This window comes from Cupriavidus necator, assembly GCF_040578825.1.
In the GTDB taxonomy this organism is placed as follows: domain Bacteria; phylum Pseudomonadota; class Gammaproteobacteria; order Burkholderiales; family Burkholderiaceae; genus Cupriavidus; species Cupriavidus necator_E.
In genome coordinates this window covers 67,187-85,876 of the sequence record NZ_JBEFLI010000017.1, presented here as the reverse complement: position 1 = coordinate 85,876, position 18,690 = coordinate 67,187, and the positions used below count along the sequence as shown (strand labels likewise).

The following is an 18,690-nucleotide window of genomic DNA, read 5'->3' as shown; positions in this document are numbered from 1 at the left end:
ATGGCTTTCGATCCCCGGCGCGACTGCTACGCGCTCCTCGACGACGCCAACGCCAGCGCGCAGGCGCCCACCAGCCGCCTCTACACCGGCTTGCTGCGCGAAATCCGCTGCGAGCACCCGGCGCTGCTGGAGCAGGCATGGCAGCAAGCCGATGCGGCCATGCGCGGCGGCGCGCACGCCCTGTTGCTGGGCGACTACGAGTGGGGCATGGCGCTGCACGGCGTAGCCCCGCTGCATGCCGGCCGGCAGCCTCCGGCGCTGCGCATCCTGCTGTTCCGCCAGCTGCAGAAGCTGTCAGCCGCGCAGGTCGAGAGCTGGCTCGCGCGCGCCGACGGGTCGGTACCTTCGTGTGCCGGCGTCGGCACCATCCGGGCCAGCGTCGACTGGCCTGCCTTCCGCGCCGCGATCGCGCGCATCCACGCGGCGCTGCAGGCCGGCGAGACCTACCAGGTCAACTACACCTACCGGCTCGGCTTCGAGGCTTCCGGCTCGCCGCTCGCGCTCTACCGCCGGCTGCGCGCGCGCCAGCCGGTACCCTACGGCGCGCTGATCGCGCTGCCCCACGATCCGGTGCAGCCCTTTATCCTCTCCTGCTCTCCGGAGCTGTTCGTGCGCCACGAGCGCGGCCGGCTGACCACCCGGCCGATGAAGGGCACCGCGCCGCGCGGCAAGGACGCCCGGCAAGATGCCGAGATCTCCCGCGCGCTGGCCGCCGATATCAAGAACCGCGCCGAGAACCTGATGATCGTCGACCTGCTGCGCAACGATCTCGGCCGCGTGGCGCGCACCGGCTCGGTCAAGGTGCCGGCGCTGTTTTCGGTGGAGCCTTATGCCAGCGTGTTCCAGATGACGTCGACCATCGAGGCCGTGCTGCCTGACAGCGTGACGATGCCAACGCTGCTGCGCGCGCTGTTTCCCTGCGGCTCGATCACCGGCGCGCCCAAGCACCACACCATGGAACTGATCGCCGCGCTGGAAACGACGCCGCGCGGGCTCTATACCGGCGCGATCGGCTGGGTCGACGCACCCGCCCCGGGCGACGGCCGCGCCTGCGGCGACTTCTGCCTGTCGGTGGCGATCCGCACCCTGACGCTGGGACCGGAACGCGGCGGCCTGCGCCACGGACGCATGGGCGTGGGCGCCGGCATCGTCGCCGACAGCGATGCGGCGGCTGAGTACGAGGAATGCGCACTGAAAGCCCGCTTCCTGACAGGGCTGGCGCATGACGCCAGGCCGGGCGGGCAGCCCATGACAAACTCCACGTCGCGCCATGCAGCTCACCCTGTTTGATCTCGACCATACGCTGATCCCCTTCGACAGCGGGACCAGCTGGTTCCGCTACCTGATGCGAATCGGCGTGCTGGACGAGGCCGATTTCGCCGCGCAGAACCTGCGTTTCGCGCAGGACTACCTGGCAGGCCGGCTCGACGTCCATGCCTTCCAGCGCTTCTGCATGTCGATCCTGGCGCGCTACCGGCGCCAGGATCTCGAAGCGTGGCGCGCCGACTTCACGGCCGGGATCGCGGCGGCGATTCCGCTGCCGGCCCGCGCGCTGGTCGGACACCATCTTGCCGCCGGCGACCTGTGCTGCATCGTCACCGCCAGCAATGACTTCGTCGCGCGCGCGTTTGCCGACAGCTTCGGCGTGCCGCACCTGGTGGCATCGCGCGCCGCCACCCGCGGCGATGGCCCGCTGGCGCCGTTCAGCGGCGAGATGACCGGCGCCCCCAGCTATGGCGCCGGCAAGGTGAACCGCGTAGCGCAGTGGCTGGCCTCGCTAGGCCGGCACTGGGACGACTTTGCCCGCACCCGCTTCTATTCCGACTCCGTTAATGACCTGCCCCTGCTGGAACAGGTCAGCGACCCGATTGCGGTAGCCCCCGATGCGCGCCTGCGGGCCATCGCGCAGGCGCGGGGCTGGCCCATCCTCGAACAGGTCGGGCCGCCCGCGCAGGGCGATGCCGCTGTGACGGCGCGACGAGAGGCAGCCACTTCGTGCCAGCCGCCGGCCGCCGCATCGCTATCGGTCCACGTTTGCGTCAAGGGGAGCCCATGACAGCAGAGGAGAAACTCCAGGACTGGCGCGAGCGTGCCGGGGCCGTGGAGCGCGAAGTGGCCAAAGCCGTGATCGGCCAGCCGCAGATCATCCGCCTGATCAACGTCGCGCTGTTCGCGCGCGGCCATGTGCTGCTGGAAGGCGACGTCGGCGTGGGCAAGACCACCGTGCTGCGCGCCTTCGCCCGCGCGATCGGCGGCGCCTTCGAGCGTGTGGAAGGAACCATTGACCTGATGCCCGGCGACCTGGTCTATCACAGTTATGTGGACGCCGACAGCAAGCCACGCATCGACCCAGGCCCCCTGCTGCGCCATGGCGAGCGGCTGACCACATTCTTCTTCAACGAGATCAACCGGGCCCGGCCGCAGGTGCAGTCGCTGCTGTTGCGGGCGATGGCCGAGCGCTCGGTGTCGGCCTTCAACCGCGAATACCGCTTTCCGCATATGACGGTGTTCGCCGACCGCAACAAGGTCGAGCGCGAGGAGACCTTCGAGCTGGCCTCCGCCGCGCGCGACCGCTTTATGTTCGAGCTGAACATCGGCACGCCTGCCGACCTCGGCATACGCGAGGCGCTGGTCTTCGACCCGGCCTTCCACGATACCGACGCACTGCTGCAGCAGGTCGAACCGGCCATCTTGCCGTGGGCGCAACTGAACGACATTGCCGCGCTTATCCAGCGCGGCATCCAGGCCAGCCCCACCATCAGGCGCTACGTGCTGCAGTTATGGGAGGCCAGCGAGACGCCGCAGCATTTCGGCATCCGGCTGGACGGTGTCGACATGGAGCGGCTGATTCTTGCCGGCGCCGGCCCGCGCGGCATGAGCGCGCTGCTGCGGGCAGCGCGCGTGGTGGCATGGCTGGCGGGGCGCACCCACCTTGTACCGGAAGACGTCCATGCGGTGTTGCCGTCGGCGCTCGGCCATCGCGTGTTCTTCACACCCGTCTACGAGCTGCGCCGGGCAGAGCTGTCCGAAGCCCTGGTGCAGAAGATCGTAGGCACCATTGCCTCGCCCTGACGCCATCGCGCCATGCGTAGCGGCCCGCACGAATTCCACTACCGGCTGCCCCATCGGGCGGGCGGATTCCGGCCAGGTTCGCATCGCGGAACCAGCCTCGGTCCCGGCCAGGAATTCGCCGCGCATATGCGGCTGCTCGACAATCCCGACCCGCGACGGCTCGACCTGCGCGCAAGCGTGCGCAATCTCCGGCAGGAATGGCTGGTGCGCGTGCACCGGCAGCGCGTCAGCGTGCCGGTGCACGCCGTGGTCGACGTGTCGGCCTCGATGCGGTTCGGCGCGCGCGCAAGCAAGCTGGACGTGGCCGCGGATTTCCTCGAAGGGCTGGGGCATAGTGCCTTTCGCGCCGGCGACCCCGTCGGCATGCTGGCATTCGACGCAGCCGAGCGTATGGACCTGTTCGTGCCGGCGCGTCACAGCCGCGGCGCCGGCTACGCCATGTCGGCGAGGCTGCGGGATGGCGCGGGCGACGGCCCTTCGGCACGCCCGGGCGGTGCCGCAGGGCTGGCGCAGGCGGCGGCACGGCTGGCGGACCGGCATGGACTGGTATTCCTGGTGTCCGATTTCCACTGGGCGCTGGAGCCGATGGACGGCATTCTCGACCTGCTGTCGCAGGCGTATGTGGTGCCGATCGTTACCTGGGACCCGGCCGAGACCGAACCGCCCCCAGACAATGCGCTGCTCGCCGTGCGCGATGCGGAGACCGGCAGCCAGCGCACGCTGTGGGTGGGCCAGGCACTGCGCGCCCGCTGGCGCGACGCGGTGGCGCAGCGGCGCGCCCGGCTCGATGCCTTGTTCCTGGCGCGAGGGCTGCGGCCGGTCTATATGCATGGGTCATTCGAGGCTGAGGCACTGTCCCGCTATTTTCTTGAGGCCGTGGCATGACGCATCGTCGCTTCCTCCTCCCCTGGCTTGCGTGCATTGCTTGCGCGGCAATGATCACGGCCGCCACGCTGGCTGCCGCCGCGCCGGCGCAGGAAAGCACGCCCGCGCCAGCCACCGTAGTGGTACAGCCGTCCCGCGCCTTTGGCTATGTGCTCGGCGATGTAGTCACGCAGCGGATACTGCTGCCCGCGGACGGCCGCTCCGTCGAAGCGGCTGCGCTGCCACGGGCGGAGCGCGTCAGCGGCTGGCTGGAGCGGCGTCCGGTGCAGTGGGAGACCGATGCCGAAGGCCGGCGCTGGATGCGCGTGACCTACCAGATCGTGAACGCGCCGCAATCGCTGACCGCGATCGCGCTGCCGGTCTTGTCGCTGCCGATGACGCGGGGACCGGCACTGCGTACCGGCACCCAGCTGATCAGCATCGGTCCGCTGACGCCGCAGGCCGTGCTCGGCAAAGGCAGCCTGCTCGAGATGCAGCCCGACCGGCCGGTGCCCCTGTTGCCGACCGCGCCGATCGCGCGGTGGCTGGGGCTGTGGCTCGCCGCGTTGTCGGCCACCGGGCTTGCCTGGCTGGGCTGGTGGACCTGGCGCAACCGGCACGATGGCAGGCGCCTGCCTTTCGCGCGGGCCTGGCGCCGCATGCGGCATCTCGATCCCGCCCAGTCCGAAGCCTGGCTATGCCTGCATCAGGCCCTGAACGAGACTGCCGGCACGGTCCTGCGTGCCGCGACGCTGCCCGCGCTGCTGGCGCAGGCGCCGCACCTGCAACCGCTGTGCAAGCAGCTCCAGCACTTCTATGCCCGCTCGGATCAGCGCTTCTTCTCGGGCGAGGCCGCTGCGGAGGACTTTCCATTGCGGGCGCTCTGTCGCGATCTGTACCTGGCGGAGAAGCGCGCGCGGTGATGACCTTTCCCTTTGACTTTGTCCACCCCTGGGTGCTGGCCCTGCTGCCGCTGGCCTTGTTGCCGCTGCGGCGCCGGCGCGACGACATGCTTGCGTTCCCCAGCCTGGCCTGGCTGCCGCCGGATCGCATCGGCCGCGCCGCCGGGGTGCTGTGGCGGGGGCTTGCGGTGGTGGCGATGGCCGGCACCATCATCGGCCTGGCGAGTCCCGGGCGCTCCGAATCGCTGGTGCCGCGCACCGGCCACGGCGCGGAGATCGTGATCCTGCTGGACCGCAGCGCCAGCATGAATGCCGCGATCGTCGCCGAGGGCGAGCAGGCGGCGCTGCGCACCCACGGAGAAACCAAGGGCGATGTCGCGCGCGAACTGCTCACCCGCTTTGTGCGGCAGCGGCCGGAGGACCGCTTTGCGTTCCTGATGTTCAGCACCGGTCCGTTGCGCGTGCTGCCGTTCACCGACCATAAGCCGGCAATCGAGGCCGGTCTCGCCGCCACCCATATCGGCCGTGGGCTGGTGAATACCGATATCGGCCGGGGGGTGCTGGCCGCGATCGCCGAGTTCGACGGCCGCCCCTATTCCGGCAGCCGGATCATCCTGATGGTGTCGGACGGCGGAGCGCGGCTCGATCCCGGCACGCGCAAGCGCATCGAGGCCGGCCTGGCGCGCCACCGCATCGCGCTGTACTGGATCTACCTGCGCACCGGCATCAGTCCCAGCCTGCACGCCAAGGCACCGGACGACGACGCATCGCAGGAACTCGCGCTGCATCGCTTCTTCCAGACGCTGGCTACCCCTTACCATGCTTACGAGGCGGGCGATGCCGCCGCCATGGCGGCCTCCATCGCGGAAGTCGGCCGCCAGCAGAACCTGCCGCTGTCGATCAATGAGCGCGTACCGCGCAAGGATGGCAGCCCCTATGCCTTCAGCGCGGCGCTCGCCTGCTGCGCGTTGCTGCTCGGTTTGCGCTGCCTTCACCTGCGGAGTTGGACATGAGGCGGCGCACCATCCATCTGGCATTTGCCACGGCCGCGCTCATCTTCGGCGCGCTGGCCGCCGACCAGGCCCTGCAACTGCGCAAGGCGACCCAGATCCACCAAGCCGTGGCCGCGGCGAATGCTGGCGCCGATGCCAGCACAGTCGCCGGCAACATCCCCGAGGCCAGGCTTGCGCAGGCCAACGCACTGGCCCGCGCCGGCCGGCACGACGCCGCGCTCGAAACCTACAACAGCCTGATCCAGCGCGGCGGGACCGATGCCGTCGGCCAGGCGGCGCTGTTCAACCTAGGCAATATGCTGCTGCGCCAGGGACGCGAAACCGCCGCCAATGACGCCTTCCAGGGGCAGGCGCTGGTGGAACTTGCCAAGCAGCGCTACCGCGACCTGCTGCGCGCCAATCCCGACGACTGGGACGCCCGCTACAACCTCGAACGCGCGCTGCGACTGGCGCCCGAGGTTCAGGACGTATTCGGCGCCGAAACCGACGACATGCCCAAGGAGCGGCTGCGCATCAAGGTGCCGGGCCTGCCGCCGGGAGACCTGCCTTGAAGCCGCGGTCGCTGCATGGTCTGGCGTTCGCGCGCGGGAGCTGGCCGGTGACGCTGGCGTTGCTGTGCCTTGCGGCGGCAATCTGGATGCCGCCGCTGACCCTGCCGCGCGGCACCTTCCGCTATATGGTCACCTTCGACGTCACGCAGAGCATGAACGCCGAGGACATGGGCAATCCGCAAGCACCGGTAAGCCGCCTGGCCTACGCGCGCGTCGCCGCGCACGAGGCACTGAAGCACTTGCCCTGCGGCTCGGAGGTCGGCTGGGCCGTCTTTGCCGACTATCGTGCGCTGCCACTGCTGACGCCGCTGGAAATCTGCGCCCACTACGAGGTCCTGACAGCGTCGCTGGACCGCATCGACAGCCGCATGGCGTGGGTCAATGCGAGCAACATCACCAAGGGACTGTACTGGACCCTGCGCATGGCCGGCAGCATTGGTGCCGGCACAAGTGTGGTCTTCATCACCGATGGCCATGAGTCGCCGCCGCTTCGTCCGTCGGAACATTCCGCACTGAACGTCACGCCGGGGGAGGTAGGCGGATGGGTGGTCGGGGTCGGAGGCCTGACGCCGGTGCCGATTCCCAAGTCCGATGCGGATGGCAATCGCGTCGGCTACTGGCGCGCCGACGAGGTGGTGCAACGCGATGCCGTGTCCGGTGCCGTTGTGGCTGGACAGAGCCGCGAGCATCTTTCCGCCCTGCACGAGTCGCACTTGGCGTCGCTGGCAAGGCAGGCCGGCTTGGGCTACCGCCGCCTCGATGCGCCCGGGGCGCTGACCAGCGCGCTGCTCGACGCGCGGCTCGCGCGCCGGACGCCGGTCAGCACCGATCTGCGCTGGATCCCGGGGCTGCTAGCGCTGGTCCTCCTGACGTGGCATTTTCTGCCACGCCGCAGCGCTCGGCGCGCGGCCTCACAGCGGGCCGGGAAGCGCCTTCAACCCGACCCACAACACGCCAATCACGACATTGACCGGCACGCTCAGCACGCTGGGCACATAGAACAGCGCGGACAGGCCCGGCGCGCATAGCATCAGCTCGACCACGCCGCCGAGCGCATAGAAGAACAGTCCGCACCAGAGCCAGCGGCGCATATAGGTCAGCAGCCAGGGTGCGCGGGCCTGGTTGAATCGCCAGGCCACCGAGCGTTCGACGGGATCGCCCCGGCTCACGTCCCGGAACATCCAGCCGAAAAAAAAGTAGCGGTACAGCAGGGTGCGAAAGGCAAGCTCTTGCATGATGACTCCTACATCTGCGTCAGCCTGTAGATCGCCTGCCCCACCTCCGGACGGTGCCGGTCCCTGCTGTGTCAGAAACATCACTCAGGGCGCTGCGCCGGCAGGCATTACACCGGCTCCACCCCTAGCAGCGTATCAAGGAATCGCCGTGCGCGACGCGAATGCACGCTTGCCCGCCCGCAATACCACCCCGCACGGCGCTAGATCGCCGACTTGCTGACGGCACCGGTGGCGAAGAACTGCTGCAGGTTCTCGAACACCAGTTCCGCCATCGCCTGGCGCGTCTCGAACGTAGCGCTGGCGATATGCGGAAGCAGCACGACGTTGTCCAGCGCGAACAGCGCCTCGGGAACGTTCGGCTCATCCTCGAAAACATCCAGGCCGGCGCCCGCAATGCGCTGGTGGACCAGGGCATCGACCAGCGCGGCCTCGTCCACCACCGTGCCGCGCGCAATATTGATCAGAAAGCCTTGCGGCCCCAGCGCGTCGAGAACAGCGGCGGAAACCAGGTGGCGCGTCGACGGGCCGCCGGCGGTGGCGATGACGAGGTAGTCGGCCCAGCGTGCCAGGTTCTCCAGCGAGGGCTCGTAGGCATAAGGCGCATCATCGGACCGGTTGCGGCTGTGATAGCGGACCTCCATGTCGAAACCCGCGGAGCGGTGCGCGATCACGCGCCCGATGCGGCCCATGCCAATGATGCCGAGCCGCTTGCCGCTCACGCGGGTAGCCAGCGGGAACGGCCCCTTCGGCCATTCGCCCCGTCGCACGAAGCGGTCCGCCGCGCTGACCTTGCGCGACACGTCCATCAGCAGCGCGAAGGCGGTATCGGCGACGCAGTCGTTCAGCACGTCCGGCGTGTAGCCCACGGCGATGCCGCGACGGCGCGCGGTGTCGAGGTCGAGCTTGTCCAGGCCCACGCCGAAGCTGGAGATCACGCGCAGCGACGGCAACGCCGCCAGCAGCGCGGCATCGGCGCCGATCGCGGCACGCGTGGTCAGGGCGACGAACTCGCCGCCGTGGCGGGCGAGAAAGCCGGCGGGATCGGTCTCGGTCCAGAACGGATGGGTATCGTAGTGCTCGGCGAGACGCGCTTCGATGGCGTCGGGCAGTCGGCCGTGCTGCAGCAGGCGGGGTTTCATTCGCTATGTTTCCTTTTTCGCAGAGAGCGTCGATCCGTCGCGTCATTCCGGCTGGATGCCGGCGTTTTTGGCCACCTTGGCCCACTTGACCATCTCGATCTGGATAAAGCCGGCAAACTGCGCGGGGCTGCCGCCGGCGGGCTCGATGCCGGCCGCCAGCAGGCGTTCGCGCACGTCCGGCGCGGCCAGGGCCTGGTTGATGGCGGCATTGAGCTTGTCGATCACTGCCTTGGGCGTGCCGGCCGGTGCGAGGAAACCGCCCCAGGTGCTGGTGTCATAGCCCGGCAGGCCGGCTTCCGCCATGGTCGGCACCTGCGGCGCGATCGCCGCGGGCTTGGTGGTGGTGACGGCCAGCACCCTGACCTTGCCCGCCTTCACCTGCGGGCTGATCGCGGCCACGGTGTCAAACATCAGCGAGACGCGCCCGCTGGTCAGGTCCGGATGCGCCAGCGTGCTGCCTTTGTAGGGCACATGGACCATGTCGAGGCCGGCCATGCTCTTGAACAGTTCGCCGGAAAAGTGCGGCGCCCCGCCCGATCCGCTCGACGCAAACGACAGCTCGCCGGGATGGGACTTGCCATAGGCGATCAGTTCCTTGACCGACTTCGCGGGGACAGAAGGCGACACCACCAGCATCAGCGGCACCACGTGCGTCTGCACCACGGGCTCGAAGCTCTTCACCGTATCGAACGGCAGCTTGCGCACCATGCTCGGATTGATGGCATGGCTGCTGGCCACCAGCGCCAGCGTGTAGCCGTCCGCGGGCGCCTTCGCCACCAGGTCAGTGCCGACGATGCCGGTGGCACCGCTGCGGTTATCGACAACGACCGACTGGCCCCAGGCCGCGGTCAGCTTTTGGCCAACCAGCCGCGCCACCAGGTCGATGGCGCCGCCCGGCGAGGCGGGGACGACGATGGTGATTGGTTTGGTGGGATAGGTTTGGGCATGGGCGGCGGTGGGTGCGAGTGCGAAGAGCGCGGCCGCGGCAAGGATGGTGGCCAGGTATGAGTATTTCGGTGCGGTGGAATGAAGGGTGGTTTTCATGGTGTCTCCTGCCTGTGAGTTCATTTTGCAAATGTCGGCTGACGGCTGACGGCTGGCGGTTTGCTCCCTCTCCCGCTTGCGTCGCGCTTGCGGGAGAGGGAGTACACATTCGGTGGTTCAAGACCTTGGGGCTGCACGACAGCTTGGCATCCCGGGACGGTCTGATGCCCCTTCCTACCCACCTACTCCGCTCGCGCCCCCGACTTCTTCACCAGCGCCGCCCACCGCGGAATTTCCTTGTCCATCAGCGCCGACAACTCGCCAGGCGTGCTGCCCACGATTTCCATGCCGAGCTGCTGCGTCAGCCGTTGCTGCACGGCGGGCTGCTTCAGCGCACGCACGACTTCGGCGTTGAGCCGTTGCACCACCTCTTTCGGCGTGCCGCGCGGGGCGTACAACGCCTGCCACGAAACCATCTCGAAACCGCTGACACCGGCCTCCGCCATGGTCGGCACCTTGGGCAGCAGCGCGGAGCGCTTGGGCGAGGTCACCGCCAGCGCACGCAGCTTGCCGGCCTTGATCATCGCCTCGCCCGCAGTGAGCTGGTCGAACAGGAACGGCACGAGGCCCCCGGCCACATCCTGCACCGCCTGCGGGCTGCCCTTGTACGGCACGTGGGTCATCGGCACATGGATCAGGTCCGCGAACAGTTCGCCGGCCAGGTGGGTCGACGTGCCCGCGCCGGAAGAAGCGAAACTGAGGCCGTTTTGCTTCTTCGCGTAGGCAATCAGTTCCTGCACGTTGTTGACCGGCAACTCAGCATTCACCATCAGCACGTTCGGCACGTACCCAACCAGGCTGACCGGCTCGAAATCCTTCACCGGGTCATACGACAGGTTCTTGTACAAGCTCGCATTGATGGCATGCGTGCTGATGGTGCCGCCGAACACCGTATAGCCATCGGCCCTGGCACGCGCCACATACCCCGCCCCCACGGCACCGGCCGCGCCGGGCCGGTTTTCCACCACCACCGGCTGCCCAAGCGCACGCGAGACTTCCTGCCCGATGGTGCGCGCGACGATGTCGGTCGAGCCGCCGGCGGCGAACGGCACCACCCAGGTGATCGGGCGCGACGGCCATTTGTCCTCGGCATGGGCCGGCGCACAGGCTGCGCCGATGCCGAGCGCCAGGCACGCGGCCAAGGCGCGGACGCCGCGTGTCGCGGCGATAAAGCGTTGTTGCATGTTGTCTCCTCCCGTGGCCGGTCGTGCCGGCCTGTCTGTGTGGTTGGCGTGCGTGCGATCACCGCCCCGTAGCCTCGCGCCAGGCCGCGAAGTCTTCGCGCGCCTGCTCGCTGGTGGGCGGATACAGCCCGATGATCGAGCGCCCCTTGTTCACTTCCTCGGTCACGAAGTCCTCGAACGCCGTCATCTCCACGGCCTCGGCGGCGATGTCTTCAGCGAGATGTGCGGGGATGATGATCACGCCCTCGCCGTCGCCCACCACCACGTCGCCGGGGAACACGGCCACATCGCCGCAGCCGATCGGCACGTTGAATTCCAGCGCCTGGTGCAGCGTCAGGTTGGTCGGCGCCGACGGCCGGTGGTGATACGCGGGAATGGCCAGCCGCGCGATCTCGGGCGAATCGCGGAAGCCGCCGTCGGTCACGATGCCCGCGCCACCGCGCTGCATCAGGCGCGTGACCAGGATCGACCCTGCCGAGGCCGCGCGTGCGTCCTTGCGGCTGTCGATCACCAGCACCGCGCCCGGCGGGCATTGCTCGATGGCCTGCCGCTGCGGATGCGCGGGATCCTGGAACACCGTGATCGGGTTGAGGTCCTCGCGCGCCGGGATGTAGCGCAGCGTGAAGGCCTCGCCCACCATGTTGCCGCCCTCGGGGTTGAGCGGACGCACGTCCTGGATGAACTGGTTGCGCAGGCCGCGCTTGAACAGCGCGGTGCACAGCGTGGCGGTGCTGACGGTCTTGAGCTGTTCACGTACGGAGGGGCTGAGTTGGGTCATGGTGGTCCTTGCCGGCGGCCGCGCGTGGCCGCGTCAGTAGATGCTCGGCTCGCCGGTGGGCGCGCCGAAGTCGGTTTGCAGGAAGTCGAAATCGCAGCCTTCGTTGGCCTGGCGGATATGCCGGGAGAACATCCAGCCATAGCCGCGCTCGAAACGCGGCGGCGGCGGCGTCCATTGCGCGCGGCGGCGCGCCAGCTCTTCATCGGACACTTCCAGGTGGATGCTGCGCTGCTCGATATCGACCGAGATCAGGTCGCCGCTTTGCACCAGCGCGAACGGCCCGCCGAGATACGATTCCGGCGACACGTGCAGGATGCAGGCGCCGTAGCTGGTGCCGCTCATGCGCGCATCGGACATGCGCAGCATGTCGCGCACGCCTTGCTTCACCAGTTTCTTCGGGATCGGCAGCATGCCCCACTCCGGCATGCCTGGCCCGCCTTGCGGACCGGCGTTGCGCAGGATCAGCACATGGTCGGCGGTAACGTCGAGGTCGTCGCGCTCCACCGCTTCCTTCATCGACGGGTAGTCGTCGAATACCAGCGCGGGGCCGGTGTGCTTGAAAAACCGTTTCTCGCAGGCGCTGGGCTTGATCACGCAGCCGTCCGGCGCGATGTTGCCCTTGAGCACGGCGAGCGCGCCTTCCTGGTAAAGCGCGTTCTCCGGCGTGCGGATCACGTCGTCGTTATAGACCTCGGCCCCGGCGATGGACTCGCCCAGCGTGCGGCCGGTGATGGTCGGCGCGTCGAGATGCAGGCGGTCGCTGATGCGGTTCATCAGCGCGGGCAGGCCGCCCGCGTAGAAGAAGTCCTCCATCAAATACTTGTCGCCGCTGGGACGGATATTGGCGATCACCGGCACGCGCCGGCTGGCGGCATCGAAGTCCTCCAGCCCGATGTCATGGCCGGCGCGCCGCGCCATGGCGATGACATGGATGATCGCGTTGGTGGAACAGCCCATCGCCATGGCCACGGCGATGGCGTTCTCGTACGACTGGCGCGACTGGATGCGCTGCGGCGTCAGGTCTTCCCACACCATGTCGACGATGCGGCGGCCGGCCTCTGAACACATGCGGATGTGATTGGCATCGGCGGCCGGGATCGACGAGGCGCCCGGCAGCGTCATGCCGATCGCTTCGGCGATGGCCGTCATGGTGCTGGCCGTGCCCATCGTCATGCAGGTGCCGTGGCTGCGCGCGATGCCGCCTTCGATGCCGGTCCACGCCGCCTCGCTGAGATTGCCCGCGCGGCGCTCATCCCAGAACTTCCACGCATCCGAGCCCGAGCCCAGCACCTTGCCCTTGTAGTTGCCGCGCAGCATCGGTCCGGCCGGCACGAAGATGGCCGGCACGCCCGCGCTGGTGGCGCCCATCAGCAGGCCCGGCGTGGTCTTGTCGCAGCCGCCCATCAGCACGGCACCGTCGACCGGATGCGAGCGGATCAGTTCTTCGGCCTCCATCGCCAGGAAGTTGCGATAGAGCATGGTGGTCGGCTTGACCGAGCTTTCCGACAACGAGATCGCCGGCAGTTCGATGGGGAAGCCACCCGCCTGCAGGACGCCGCGCTTGACATCGTCAACGCGCTGCTTGAAGTGGGCGTGGCAGGGATTGATATCCGACCACGTATTGATGATGGCGATGATCGGCTTGCCCATCCACTCGCCCGGCGAGTAGCCCATCTGCATGATGCGGGAGCGATGGCCCGATGAACGCAGGTCATCGGGAGCGAACCAGCGCGCGCTGCGCAGCGCGTCCGGCGTCTTCTTGCGAGCCGTCATTTGTCTCTTCCACCTTGTTGTCAGATGCCCCGTGCATCGGGCCGGGCTTAATGAAAAACATTAAAGCACTAATATATTAGTACGTCAATTCGAGACGAATCCCTTAGAATCCCGACCATTCGGGACGCACCAGGACCGCCAGTGTGGCGGTTCAGGCGCCCCGGCCCAGCTTCATGCCATGCCAGCCGCACTTTCCTCGCCTGCCCGCTTTCAGTTCGACCGCACCCGCCATGCCGCCCCGCAGGTGTTCGAACACCTGCGCGACCAGATCCTCTCGCTGGCCCTGCCACCCGGCACCATCCTGTCGCGCCCGGAACTGGCCGAGCAGTACGGGACCAGCCAGACGCCGGTGCGCGATGCGCTGATCCGCCTGGGCGAGGAAGGCCTGATCGATATCTTTCCGCAGCACGCCACGGTGGTCAGCCCGATCGACGTCGCCCTCGCCACGCAGGCGCACTTCCTGCGCCGCTCGGTCGAGCTCGAGATCGTGCGCACGCTGGCGCAGCAGGCCGACCCGGTGCTGGTCGAACGGCTGCGCGCCACGGTCGCGCGGCAGCGCATGATGCTCGAGCTGCAGGACCTCGACGAATTCAGCGTCACCGACCAGGCCTTCCATCGCGAGCTCTATGACGCCGCCAAGGTGCCGGACCTGTGGGGCCTGGTGCGCCGGCAAAGCGGCCACCTGGACCGGCTGCGCCGCCTGCACCTGCCCATCCCCGGCAAGGCGCTGGCCGTGCTGCGCGACCACGACGCCATCGTCGACGCGATCGCTTCCGCCGATCCGGCGCGCGCCGAGGCCGCGCTGCGCGCGCACCTGTCCGGCACGCTGGCCAATATCGACGACATCCGCGCGCGATTCTCGGACTATTTCCGCTGAGGCGGCCCCTGCGCCGGCCCGCGTCACCGTTCCACCCACATCGCCGGCGTGATCTGGCGCGGATCGGTCACCAGTTCGAGCAACGCCGGCGTGCCGGCGGCGCGGGCGCGTTCAAAGGCAGCGGCAAACCCGTCGGCATGCTCGACCCGCTCGGCCCACGCGCCGCAAGCGCGCGCCATCGCCACGAAATCCGGATTGCGGATGCCCGTGCCGCTGACGCGCCCCGGATAGCGCTTCTCCTGATGCATGCGGATGGTGCCGTACATGCCGTTGTTGACCAGCACGACGATGACATTGGCCCCCGCCTGCGCCGCGGTCGCCAGTTCCTGCGGATACATCAGGAAGCAGCCGTCGCCGGCAAGGCAGACCACGGTCCGTTCAGGATGTCTCAGCTTGGCGGCGATCGCTGCCGGCAGGCCGTAGCCCATCGCGCCGCAAGTGGGAGCCAGCTCGGTGCGCGGCTGCCGGTAGGCATAGAAGCGGTGCAGCCAGACGGTGTAGTTGCCCGCACCGTTGCTCAGGATGGCATCGTCGGGCAGCGTCTGGTTGAGATGCTGCATGACCTGGGTCAGGTCGACACCGCGCAGCTTTTCGTTCGGCGCCGGCGGTGCGGCGAAGGCCAGGTGGTCGGCGCGCGCGGCGCGGGTCCATTGCGCCCAGCGCGGCGATTCGGGGGCGGCCAGGCCTGCGAGCATGCGCGTGCCGGGCACGATGCCGGCCTGGATCGCGAGTTCGGCCTGGTACACGCGGCCCAGTTCCGCGCTGTCGGCATGGACATGCACCAGCCGCTGGCGCGGCCGCGGCGGCTCCAGCAACTGGTAGCCGTCGGTCGCGATGTCGCCCAGGCGCGTGCCGAATGCCAGGATCAGGTCGGCATCGCGCACACGCTGCGCCAGGCGCGGGTTGACGCCCAGGCTCAGGTGGCCGGCATAGTTTGCATCGCGGTTGTCGAAGACGTCCTGGCGGCGGAAGGCGCAGGCCACCGGCAGGTCCCATGCCTTGATGAACGCGGCAAAGTCCCCGGCCGCATCCGCGGTCCAGCCCGCGCCGCCGGCGATCAACAGCGGGCGTTCGGCGCCGGCCAGCGCGGCGCGCAATGCCTCGGCCTCTTCCTGCGACGGCGACGCCGTGACCGGCCGGTACGGTGCCGCATCGGCGCATTCGCACAGTCCATCGAGCACGTCCTCGGGCAGCGCCAGCACCACCGGACCGGGCCGGCCCGACGTCGCGCACTGGAAGGCCCTGGCGACCAGTTCCGGGATACGCGCGGGATCGTCGATCTGCGCCACCCACTTGGCCATGCCACCGAACATCGCTACATAATCCACTTCCTGGAACGCCTCGCGCCCCATGTGCTGGCGCGCGATCTGGCCGACAAACAGGATCATCGGCGTCGAATCCTGCGCGGCGATATGCACGCCGATGCTGGCATGGGTAGCGCCCGGCCCCCGTGTCACGAAGCAGATGCCGGGGCGGCCGGTCAGCTTGCCGTCGGCCTCGGCCATGTTCGCCGCCGCACCCTCATGCTTGCAGACCACCAGCTCGATGGCGGGCTGGTCGTGCAATGCGTCCAGCACGTCGAGAAAGCTCTCGCCCGGCACGCAGTAGATGCGGTCGGTGCCATGCAGGCGCAACGCATCCACCAGCACGCGGCCGCCGGTGCGCTGTGCTGGCGTGTGGGGTTCGGAGGAATAGGACAAGGCGGATTGAGGCGTCATGGCGGGTCAGCGGATACGATGGGGATGCACAGCGCAGATTGTTGCCTTGCCTCCGCTGCCACTGCCCGCGTCTTCCTGCATGCCTGCTATGCAGAAAATGCAAGGCTCGATCCGCTGCTGAACGGTAGATTGCTGGCAGCCCGCAGCGTCCGGCAGCCAACCAACTCTGCAGACCATCCCAGAAAAAGACATGAGCGAACACCATATTCCGACTGAAGGCCTGCACCGCTGGGTCAACAATCTCTGGCTGGCAGCCGGCTCCGACGCCCGCGAAGCGCGCCTGACGGCCGATCACCTGGTCGCCGCCAACCTGACCGGCCACGATTCGCACGGCGTGGGCATGATCCCCAAGTACGTGTTGTCGTGGCAGGCCGACGAGCTGCAGCTCAACCGCCACGTCAGCGTGCTGCACGACACCGGCAGCATGCTCAGCCTCGACGGCAACCGCGGCATGGGCCAGGCCGTCACCGAGGAAGCCATGACGCTGGCCATCGAGCGCGCGCAAGCCCATGGCGTCTGCGTGATGGGGCTGCGGCAGTCGCACCATCTCGGGCGCGTCGGGCACTGGGCCGAGCAGGCGTGCGCGGCAGGCATGATCTCGATCCACTTCGTCAACGTGCTGTCCAGGCCCATCGTCGCGCCGCACGGCGCCAGCGAGGCGCGCTTTGGCACCAATCCCTTCACGATCGGCGTGCCGGTGGCCGGCGCGCCGCCGCTGGTGCTCGACTTCGCCACCAGCGCGATCGCGCTGGGCAAGGTGCGCGTAGCCAACAACAAGGGCGTCGACGTGCCGGCCGGCTGCCTGCTCGATGCGGATGGCGCGCCGACCACAAACCCCGGCGTGATGTTTCCCGCCGAAGGCGAGGCGCACGGCGCGCTGCAGGCATTCGGCGGCGAGTCCGGCGGCCATAAGGGCTATGCGCTGGCGGTCATGTGCGAACTGCTCGGCGCCGCCGTCACGGGTGGCCACACCATCCGCCCGGAGACGCTGACCCACCGCCACGCGGTGTGGAACAACATGCTGGCGATCGTGTTCGACCCCGCGCGGCTCGGCACCAGCACCAGCTTCGGCGATGAAGTGCTGGCCTTCGCCGACTGGGTGCGGTCGTCACGAAAGCAGGCAGGCCATGACGGCATCGCCCTGCCCGGCGAGCCCGAACGGCAGCGCCGGCGCGAACGTGCCGAAGCTATTCCCGTGGACAGCGGCACGCTCGCCCAGCTCGATGACGCCGCGGCGCGCGTGCAGGCAGCACGCGGTACCTCGCCCGGGCCGCTGTCGCGCCTCGCGGCGTAGCCCGCCCCCATCCAACCCAACCTCTTCCGCTTCGCCCGCCCATGACGCAATCGCCTGCAGGCCGAGATCGCGCGCATCTTTGCGGCCGCGCAGCGGGCCGGCAAGGCGGTGGGCACGCTGACACCGGTGGAAGCCGACGCGCGGCGCTACCTGGAGATGGGCGCCAGCTTTGTCGCCGTCGGGCTGGACCACGTGATGCTGCGCCAGGCCACGCAGGCGTTGCGCGAGCGCTTCACCAGCTGACGAAAGAAGAAGCCCTCAGACCAGCCGCGCGCCCGGCCAGGCCCCCGACATCACCGTATTGCGGACCGACTGGCGCACGGTCTGCATGATGTCCCACAGTTCCGGCACCGGCGGCCGGTTGCGCGCGGTGGCCAGCGCCACCTGCCGCGTCACCACCGGCTCGATCAGCCTGGCGCAGCGCAGCCGCCCCTGCGCCACGCGGTCCGCCACCGCGGCGAAAGGCAGCAGCGTGGCGCCGCAGCCGTCTTCCACCAGCCGCATCGACACGGTATTCGACGCATCGCACTCCATCGCCATGTTCAGCGACTTGCCCGCGCGCGCCACCAGGTTCTCGGCCAGCACGCGCAGCCCGTGACCGGTGCTGGGCAGGATCAGCGGCACTTCGTCCAGACTGGCACAGCGGAAGGTCGGCCCGATATGGCCCCATGAAGTCGGCGTGACCAGCGTCAGGTCTTCCTCCAGCAGCACGTCGACCTTCAGCGCGCCGTGCTGGTCCGGCAGGTAGATCAGGGCCACGTCGACCTCGCCGGCGGCCAGCCATCCCAGCAGCGGGCTGGCCAGCCCTTCGACGAAGCGCACGCGGGTGGCGGGGAAACGCTGCTTGACGGCGGTCCCGATGCTGGCGAACGCGGTGTTGGCGATGGTCGGCATCGCCGCGATGATCAGTTGCGCCGGACCTTGCGCGGTCGATGCCCGGATCGCCTCGCGGGCCTCGGCGAGTGTGGCCGAGACCTGCCGCGCATAGCCGAGCAGCGTTTGCCCCGCCTCGGTCAGGATCATGCCGCGGCCGGTGCGATGGAACAGCCGGGTATCGAAACTGGCTTCCAGCCGGGCGATCTGGCGGCTGACGGTGGACTGGTCGGCGCCCTGCTCCAGCGCCGCGCGCGAGATGCTGCCCGTGTTGGCAACGCAGACGAAACAGGCCAGGTCTTCAGAATTCAATGGGGCGGGAGCATTCGCGCTCATGGGCGTTGCGCATTCCGGTCAGCGTGCGGGTCAGCGC

17 protein-coding genes and 2 pseudogenes are annotated in these 18,690 nt (G+C 68.7%); 11 read left to right on the top strand and 8 right to left on the bottom strand.

Annotation, left to right across the window (positions count from 1 at the left end):
* The 8 genes and pseudogenes from pabB to AB1I47_RS11240 all read left to right on the top strand — a co-directional run.
* Positions 1–1,218, top strand: a pseudogene (pabB, locus tag AB1I47_RS11275) (aminodeoxychorismate synthase component I); the annotation flags it as partial.
* A gap of 52 nt (positions 1,219–1,270) precedes the next feature.
* A pseudogene (locus AB1I47_RS11270) lies at positions 1,271–1,933 on the top strand (HAD family hydrolase); the annotation flags it as partial.
* A gap of 119 nt (positions 1,934–2,052) precedes the next feature.
* Entirely contained in the window at positions 2,053–3,072 is a 1,020-nt protein-coding gene (locus AB1I47_RS11265; RefSeq protein WP_354683833.1) for an AAA family ATPase, read from the top strand.
* Positions 3,073–3,084: 12 nt separating this feature from the next.
* Positions 3,085–3,957 (top strand): DUF58 domain-containing protein, encoded by an 873-nt coding sequence (locus AB1I47_RS11260; RefSeq protein ID WP_354683832.1) that lies wholly within the window; start codon positions 3,085–3,087, stop codon positions 3,955–3,957.
* Positions 3,958–4,007: 50 nt separating this feature from the next.
* On the top strand, positions 4,008–4,859 hold the full coding sequence (locus AB1I47_RS11255) for a calcium incorporation protein MxaA (protein ID WP_354683831.1): 852 nt from the start codon (positions 4,008–4,010) through the stop codon (positions 4,857–4,859).
* The gene (locus AB1I47_RS11250; RefSeq protein WP_354683830.1) at positions 4,859–5,851 is read left to right on the top strand and encodes a vWA domain-containing protein; all 993 of its coding nucleotides are present in this window, start codon (positions 4,859–4,861) and stop codon (positions 5,849–5,851) included. The genes AB1I47_RS11255 and AB1I47_RS11250 overlap by 1 nt, the downstream gene beginning before the upstream one ends.
* Entirely contained in the window at positions 5,848–6,402 is a 555-nt protein-coding gene (locus AB1I47_RS11245; protein WP_354683829.1) for a tetratricopeptide repeat protein, read from the top strand. The genes AB1I47_RS11250 and AB1I47_RS11245 overlap by 4 nt, the downstream gene beginning before the upstream one ends.
* Positions 6,399–7,430: a vWA domain-containing protein gene (locus AB1I47_RS11240; protein ID WP_354683828.1), complete on the top strand. Its 1,032-nt coding sequence runs from the start codon at positions 6,399–6,401 to the stop codon at positions 7,428–7,430. The genes AB1I47_RS11245 and AB1I47_RS11240 overlap by 4 nt, the downstream gene beginning before the upstream one ends.
* Here AB1I47_RS11240 and AB1I47_RS11235 read toward each other — a convergent pair.
* The 6 genes from AB1I47_RS11235 to araD form a co-directional block, all read right to left on the bottom strand.
* Entirely contained in the window at positions 7,314–7,637 is a 324-nt protein-coding gene (locus AB1I47_RS11235; protein WP_354683827.1) for a hypothetical protein, read from the bottom strand. The two genes, AB1I47_RS11240 and AB1I47_RS11235, sit on opposite strands and share 117 nt — an antisense overlap.
* Positions 7,638–7,837: 200 nt before the next feature.
* Positions 7,838–8,776, bottom strand: coding sequence for a 2-hydroxyacid dehydrogenase (locus AB1I47_RS11230; protein WP_354683826.1), 939 nt, complete (start codon positions 8,774–8,776; stop codon positions 7,838–7,840).
* Between the two features lie 42 nt (positions 8,777–8,818).
* Positions 8,819–9,820 (bottom strand): tripartite tricarboxylate transporter substrate binding protein, encoded by a 1,002-nt coding sequence (locus AB1I47_RS11225; protein WP_354683825.1) that lies wholly within the window; start codon positions 9,818–9,820, stop codon positions 8,819–8,821.
* Between the two features lie 182 nt (positions 9,821–10,002).
* Complete coding sequence (locus AB1I47_RS11220; RefSeq protein ID WP_354683824.1) at positions 10,003–11,004, bottom strand: Bug family tripartite tricarboxylate transporter substrate binding protein; 1,002 nt, start codon at positions 11,002–11,004, stop codon at positions 10,003–10,005.
* 58 nt (positions 11,005–11,062) lie between these two features.
* Positions 11,063–11,782, bottom strand: a complete 720-nt coding sequence (locus AB1I47_RS11215) for a ribonuclease activity regulator RraA (RefSeq protein ID WP_354683823.1) — start codon at positions 11,780–11,782, stop codon at positions 11,063–11,065.
* A 33-nt stretch (positions 11,783–11,815) separates the two neighbouring features.
* Positions 11,816–13,555 carry an L-arabinonate dehydratase gene (gene araD / locus AB1I47_RS11210; protein WP_354683822.1) on the bottom strand — a complete coding sequence of 580 codons (1,740 nt, stop codon included), beginning with the start codon at positions 13,553–13,555 and terminating at the stop codon, positions 11,816–11,818.
* Positions 13,556–13,733: 178 nt separating this feature from the next.
* Here araD and AB1I47_RS11205 point away from each other — a divergent pair, with 178 nt between their 5' ends.
* Entirely contained in the window at positions 13,734–14,432 is a 699-nt protein-coding gene (locus tag AB1I47_RS11205) for a GntR family transcriptional regulator (protein ID WP_354683821.1), read from the top strand.
* Between the two features lie 23 nt (positions 14,433–14,455).
* Here AB1I47_RS11205 and AB1I47_RS11200 read toward each other — a convergent pair whose 3' ends face one another.
* Positions 14,456–16,150 carry a thiamine pyrophosphate-binding protein gene (locus tag AB1I47_RS11200; protein ID WP_354683820.1) on the bottom strand — a complete coding sequence of 565 codons (1,695 nt, stop codon included), beginning with the start codon at positions 16,148–16,150 and terminating at the stop codon, positions 14,456–14,458.
* Positions 16,151–16,340: 190 nt separating this feature from the next.
* Between AB1I47_RS11200 and AB1I47_RS11195 the strand changes: the two genes are divergently transcribed.
* Entirely contained in the window at positions 16,341–17,444 is a 1,104-nt protein-coding gene (locus AB1I47_RS11195; RefSeq protein WP_354683819.1) for a malate/lactate/ureidoglycolate dehydrogenase, read from the top strand.
* A 108-nt stretch (positions 17,445–17,552) separates the two neighbouring features.
* The gene (locus AB1I47_RS11190) at positions 17,553–17,687 is read left to right on the top strand and encodes a hypothetical protein (RefSeq protein ID WP_475572028.1); all 135 of its coding nucleotides are present in this window, start codon (positions 17,553–17,555) and stop codon (positions 17,685–17,687) included.
* A 15-nt stretch (positions 17,688–17,702) separates the two neighbouring features.
* Here AB1I47_RS11190 and AB1I47_RS11185 read toward each other — a convergent pair whose 3' ends face one another.
* The gene (locus tag AB1I47_RS11185) at positions 17,703–18,653 is read right to left on the bottom strand and encodes a LysR family transcriptional regulator (protein ID WP_354683818.1); all 951 of its coding nucleotides are present in this window, start codon (positions 18,651–18,653) and stop codon (positions 17,703–17,705) included.
* Between the last annotated feature and the right edge of the window lie 37 nt (positions 18,654–18,690).

Coding starts and splice junctions, on each gene's coding strand:
- AB1I47_RS11245 (WP_354683829.1), top strand. CDS start 5,848: ATGAGGCGGCGCACCATCCATCTGGCATTTGCCACGGCCGCGCTCATC.
- AB1I47_RS11215 (WP_354683823.1), bottom strand. CDS start 11,782: ATGACCCAACTCAGCCCCTCCGTACGTGAACAGCTCAAGACCGTCAGC.
- AB1I47_RS11220 (WP_354683824.1), bottom strand. CDS start 11,004: ATGCAACAACGCTTTATCGCCGCGACACGCGGCGTCCGCGCCTTGGCC.
- AB1I47_RS11255 (WP_354683831.1), top strand. CDS start 4,008: ATGATCACGGCCGCCACGCTGGCTGCCGCCGCGCCGGCGCAGGAAAGC.
- AB1I47_RS11200 (WP_354683820.1), bottom strand. CDS start 16,150: ATGACGCCTCAATCCGCCTTGTCCTATTCCTCCGAACCCCACACGCCA.
- AB1I47_RS11250 (WP_354683830.1), top strand. CDS start 4,859: ATGACCTTTCCCTTTGACTTTGTCCACCCCTGGGTGCTGGCCCTGCTG.
- AB1I47_RS11230 (WP_354683826.1), bottom strand. CDS start 8,776: ATGAAACCCCGCCTGCTGCAGCACGGCCGACTGCCCGACGCCATCGAA.
- AB1I47_RS11260 (WP_354683832.1), top strand. CDS start 3,085: ATGCGTAGCGGCCCGCACGAATTCCACTACCGGCTGCCCCATCGGGCG.
- AB1I47_RS11185 (WP_354683818.1), bottom strand. CDS start 18,653: ATGAGCGCGAATGCTCCCGCCCCATTGAATTCTGAAGACCTGGCCTGT.
- araD (WP_354683822.1), bottom strand. CDS start 13,555: ATGACGGCTCGCAAGAAGACGCCGGACGCGCTGCGCAGCGCGCGCTGG.
- AB1I47_RS11205 (WP_354683821.1), top strand. CDS start 13,734: ATGCCAGCCGCACTTTCCTCGCCTGCCCGCTTTCAGTTCGACCGCACC.
- AB1I47_RS11265 (WP_354683833.1), top strand. CDS start 2,053: ATGACAGCAGAGGAGAAACTCCAGGACTGGCGCGAGCGTGCCGGGGCC.
- AB1I47_RS11235 (WP_354683827.1), bottom strand. CDS start 7,637: ATGCAAGAGCTTGCCTTTCGCACCCTGCTGTACCGCTACTTTTTTTTC.
- AB1I47_RS11195 (WP_354683819.1), top strand. CDS start 16,341: ATGAGCGAACACCATATTCCGACTGAAGGCCTGCACCGCTGGGTCAAC.
- AB1I47_RS11225 (WP_354683825.1), bottom strand. CDS start 9,820: ATGAAAACCACCCTTCATTCCACCGCACCGAAATACTCATACCTGGCC.